This window comes from Rhizobium sp. P1_E6, from assembly GCF_056405875.1.
This window is the reverse complement of sequence record NZ_JBFUBG010000361.1, coordinates 1-596: the sequence shown is the minus strand read 5'-3', so window position 1 is coordinate 596 and position 596 is coordinate 1. Positions and strand designations below refer to the sequence as shown.

General features: G+C 56.5%; 1 pseudogene. It reads left to right on the top strand.

The features are described 5' to 3' along the window. Positions 1-399, top strand: a pseudogene (locus tag AC1D35_RS36750) (hypothetical protein); the annotation flags it as partial. Between the last annotated feature and the right edge of the window lie 197 nt (positions 400-596).

The following is a 596-nucleotide window of genomic DNA, read 5'->3' as shown; positions in this document are numbered from 1 at the left end:
GCCGGGGGCGTTCTGGCCATCTTCGACAATGACACTGCCGGCGTCGGTTCGTTGCGCGAACTATCCAAGATTGATGGGATCAAGGCCGTGAAGCTTCCTGATATGGAGGAGTTTCGCAGCTTTCCGACCATTGGTCCGAATGGTGAGCAACTGGCTGACATCAACGGCCGTGCGGCGGCCATCGAGTGTTACCTCGAGCTGCCGGAAGGCTGCCGCATCCGCTGGAACAACTACGATGCCAGGGTAGGGGAGTATCATGGCGCGATCGATCAGACGAGCGCGGAAAAAAGCGCACAACGCGATGCCTTCCTCAAGGCGAGAGCAGGCGATCTCTATCCTTTCAAGAAGATCACGAAAGTTCTCGACGTCATCGTCAATGCTTGCATGACGGAAAACTAGCACTCGGGCTTTTGCGCCGGTTCTGGGATGGGCCGAGCGAAACTATCCCTTCAATACCGCCGGTGCGCCCGCAGCAGCGCACCGGTCGCCTTCCCTGTGGAACCATCAATTCCGACGATAATTTGCATTCGAGGTTTTTGAAATTCCTTGACCACAAGACCGACAGGCGTGATCTCGTCCATGGCTAACCACTGGGT